7 protein-coding genes are annotated in these 3564 nt (G+C 45.8%); 4 read left to right on the top strand and 3 right to left on the bottom strand.

Annotation, left to right across the window (positions count from 1 at the left end; all coding sequences use genetic code 11):
• Positions 1-46: 46 nt before the first annotated feature.
• On the bottom strand, positions 47-1219 hold the full coding sequence (locus AB3R30_RS26755; protein ID WP_458652248.1) for a protelomerase family protein: 1173 nt from the start codon (positions 1217-1219) through the stop codon (positions 47-49).
• 169 nt (positions 1220-1388) lie between these two features.
• Between AB3R30_RS26755 and AB3R30_RS26750 the strand changes: the two genes are divergently transcribed.
• The 3 genes from AB3R30_RS26750 to AB3R30_RS26740 are packed head-to-tail and all read left to right on the top strand — an operon-like array spanning position 1389 to position 2257.
• On the top strand, positions 1389-1769 hold the full coding sequence (locus tag AB3R30_RS26750) for a hypothetical protein (RefSeq protein ID WP_458652247.1): 381 nt from the start codon (positions 1389-1391) through the stop codon (positions 1767-1769).
• Positions 1762-1926, top strand: coding sequence for a hypothetical protein (locus AB3R30_RS26745; RefSeq protein WP_458652246.1), 165 nt, complete (start codon positions 1762-1764; stop codon positions 1924-1926). The genes AB3R30_RS26750 and AB3R30_RS26745 overlap by 8 nt, the downstream gene beginning before the upstream one ends.
• Positions 1927-1951: 25 nt before the next feature.
• A complete protein-coding gene (locus tag AB3R30_RS26740; protein ID WP_458652245.1) occupies positions 1952-2257 on the top strand; it encodes a GUN4 domain-containing protein in 306 nt (101 codons plus the stop codon).
• A gap of 6 nt (positions 2258-2263) precedes the next feature.
• Here AB3R30_RS26740 and AB3R30_RS26735 read toward each other — a convergent pair whose 3' ends face one another.
• Together AB3R30_RS26735 and AB3R30_RS26730 are read right to left on the bottom strand one after the other, a co-directional pair.
• The gene (locus AB3R30_RS26735) at positions 2264-2443 is read right to left on the bottom strand and encodes a hypothetical protein (RefSeq protein ID WP_458652244.1); all 180 of its coding nucleotides are present in this window, start codon (positions 2441-2443) and stop codon (positions 2264-2266) included.
• 120 nt (positions 2444-2563) lie between these two features.
• A complete protein-coding gene (locus tag AB3R30_RS26730; RefSeq protein ID WP_458652243.1) occupies positions 2564-2806 on the bottom strand; it encodes an excalibur calcium-binding domain-containing protein in 243 nt (80 codons plus the stop codon).
• 128 nt (positions 2807-2934) lie between these two features.
• Between AB3R30_RS26730 and AB3R30_RS26725 the strand changes: the two genes are divergently transcribed.
• Entirely contained in the window at positions 2935-3507 is a 573-nt protein-coding gene (locus AB3R30_RS26725; protein WP_458652242.1) for a thermonuclease family protein, read from the top strand.
• Positions 3508-3564 lie beyond the last annotated feature (57 nt).

The following is a 3564-nucleotide window of genomic DNA, read 5'->3' as shown; positions in this document are numbered from 1 at the left end:
CGTACTCGTTGACCTTGGGTGGATTCATCCTTTGGTTTTACCGCACCTACCCTTTTTTCTCAACTGCGTAACTCCTGTTAGGTTCTTCCAACTCAACTGGTTCAAGCTCAAATTCGACCGCAGTCGGCAATGCCCCAACCCGCTCTAGCAAAATGCCCTTTTCTCCTAACGGCTGCTGCTGTGCCCCAATCAGAAAATAATGAAAGTAGTGTTCCGTAGCCCCCGCATTCTTCCTTTTTGCCAATTCAGATTCACCAATCACATGTCCGAGATGTTGTTGAAGAAACCGGTGAGTGCCTTGATTGGGAGGGCAGAAGAAATGCGTCGCAATTTCAGCATACGCGCCCCTAAGATTGTGAGCCGTCACCGCCTTTTCCCCCGTCAACACCGGCAGCACCTCTGAATCCTCGAAACTGCTCTTGATATAATGCCTGACGCTCGTATTGAGCCTGGAGTTAATGTCATCAGGAGAGAGTTCAGCCAACTCCTGAACTCTAGGATGCGCTCTCAACCGAGCAATCACCTTTAGAACCTTATCTGCATCAATCAACGTAGCAATCAGGAACGTTTGAGCCTGCTCAATATCTTGAATTCCTTTTTTCAGTTGCCCGCGAAACGCGATCGCGTAAGGGTGAGAAGTAGGCTTAAATTCCCCTTTAGCCACAATCTCACTGAATCTACGTCCAGTCACCGCCAACAGCCCTACTGCCCATTCGTAGGGAGTTTCCCCTGCCAATAGATCCTTCGCCTTATTCAAAAATCTGTCTGCTCGAATCGGCTGTAAATCGTCCTGCTTGAGATTGTTCTTAATCGTCGTCTTCTGCTTAATCGCCTGCTGCACTTCATTTGGATAAGTCAGGTGATAAAGCCCCCAGTGCGGGTAAACCTTGCCATACTGACTAGATGGTAACTCCAGCCTAGGTAACCGTCCTTCTTCTACAGCTAGAGCGATTGCCTTGCGATAGTCTGGTAAATATTGATTCGCGATCGAGGCAACTGGGTAGCCTTCCTCCAGCAGTGCAATTTCAGCCGCACAAAGAGCCTTCGCAGCGTCCTCATCCTCACAGTTGCCCAGCCTATCGATAAAGTGCAACACAAGCTCAGCGCGTTCATCCTTGCTAAGCTTAGTGCGATCGTTTGTCGCGATGCGATCGCGGAATTGAGCGATTAATTGTTCGCGAGTGGTGTCATGGGTATAGGCAGTAGGGGTAAAACTCATCGTTTCACATCCATGTTCATTAAATCAATATCTATATCAGATATTCATACTATATCATTATCCTTATCGCTGTCGCAATATGTATGAGGAGGATGAGCAAGAACTAGTTCTTGCAATAAATTTATGGAACGAATTGGGCATTTTAAGGGGGTAGTTTTTTGCATCTACTATGAATGGCTTTTTGCATAGAATCCAAGCAAGGCTTTTTTCGCTGCTTTCCAAAAGAGAACTGAAGCAACCCACTATTAGCAGTTATGGGCAAGTTGAGAGCGGTATTGCTTTAGACGATATTCAATCTGTGATGGAATGGTTGTTCCTCAGCCTTTTCAATGCTGGTTATCAAGGGCAATCTCATCTGTTCTGGTTGTCGCCTGGAGATGCCGTTGACTTGCATCAACATCTACGACAGCTACACAAGAAAGATGAGCCTATTTTTGGCTATCGGTGTGGAGATTGCGTTTCAACACCCCCGGAAGGCTTTTATTGGAGAATAATGGCAGAGCATCCCTCTTTGAAAATTTACCAGTTAGAAGTACAGCAAAATGGATAAAAATGACTTTGTATCTACAATCGGGGTTGACTATACTACCCTTCTTGACCTGCTAAAAGCAGAAAACTTTGAGGATGCTAATAAAGAAACAATGACGCTATGCCTCAAAGCCGCAGGACAAGAGAAAATTGGTTGGTTGAAGGCTGAACACTTCTAAAATTCCTTCCGAGGATTTGCACCTAATGAACCAGCTATGGCAGGATTACAGCAATCGCCATTTTGGTTTCAGTGTGCAAAGCCTGATTTGGCAATCAAAAACCTGGCGTACTGCTTGTGAAGAGTTAGGCTGGTTGCGAGGATACTCGCATCGAAGTAATCGTGGTTACTCTTACTCCACCTTCAGCAATGAAAGTCAGCTAACGTTTAATGCATTAGAAGCGCCCGCAGGTCATCTTCCTTCTACTGCCATACATATTGCACTTCAAGAGAGAACCAGTCAACCTTTCATGGGTACGCTTTTGCGTCGTTTCCATATCAGCAATGTGTAACGATCTCTAACCGACGATTAAACAATCTCTATTTTGCAATCTACTCGAATGCGATCGCTGTCCCAGCGTCCATGAGCAGGACAGATGAATGCAATCGCGCAAACACAATTCATAACTCCAATTCATAGCCGTTGTAGACTTCCCCACGCCGCCTTTATAGCCCGTGATTGTACTAATGGTTGTCATTCTGGCTTTCTGGTTATCTGGCTGCTATATTCAACCCTAAGACCGATAAATAATCAATTGTCTGGCATTTTAGATAACCTTGCTGACAAAAGGTAATTTCGTTTACCTAGTCTCCTTGTTTCATCGTTCGCAGCCAATCCCGTCTTTATCGCGATCAAACCCATGAGGGTCAGGAGGCAGTACCCGAAAGTTTTTGTTAGGGCGTACATCCTTGCAATTGAGATCAGGTGGGGCTGGTGGGATACAGAAATCAGGGTAGGCTTTATCGCACCCTGAAGCGGATTGCGCCATTTCAGGCATTGGATTAAACACAGATAGAGCGATCGCGACTGCCAAACTCAGCAAGACATAAAGCCACTTCATGAGCGATTTGTTAGTGAAATAACCTTCTAAGAGTGCCCATTGTGAAAACTCTTTTCCCAAGATTGGGATGTCTTTATGAAAAGCACATAGTTTTTGGGAATCCTAAAAGTGATGTGTGCGCCACTGCTATGAAACGACTGAAAAAGGCGGTTAACTGGATTCCCGTTGGAGTTTTAATGACAATTGCAATTTTGTCTTTTCAAAAGTGGCAAACCTTTCAAGCTTCAACGCCGGACTATAACAATCCCAATCATGCATCGCAAGGGCTGGCTCCCAAACCAGGACTCTCGGAAATGTGGGAAGTGGTAAACGTGGTTGACGGAGAGACGCTTACCGTTAAGACTGAGGGCAAGAAAGACCTGATTCGACTATGCGGCATTAATGCACCGGAACTGGGTCAGCCCGTGGGGAACGATGCGCGTGAGAAGCTGAGATTGCTCGTCAGCGCGGCAGGAAGTCAAGTGATCGTGGTTCCATCAGAGCGCAATCGGGATGGTCAGTTGTTGGCAGATATTTTTGTATCAGCCGGAAAAGGTACGGAAGAGGAGAAACTACTAAATTATGAGATGGTTCAAGCAGGGATGGCGCGTCACTATAAGGAATACAGCGATCGCTGCCCCAACGGAAGTGAAATTTTAGCTGATGCTGAGAAGGAAGCGAAGTCTAAGCAGGTAGGGCTATGGTCGTTGAGCAATGAGTAAGCAAAGCCCATTTCACAAGTTACCCGAATGTGAGTGTTGTTTTAACAATACCCATAA

Source organism: Sivoneniella epilithica UHCC 1019 (genome assembly GCF_040830845.1).
Taxonomy (GTDB): Bacteria; Cyanobacteriota; Cyanobacteriia; order Leptolyngbyales; family Leptolyngbyaceae; genus ULC077BIN1.
Note: the sequence above shows the minus strand (reverse complement) of the source record. Positions and strands in the feature narration are given on the sequence as shown.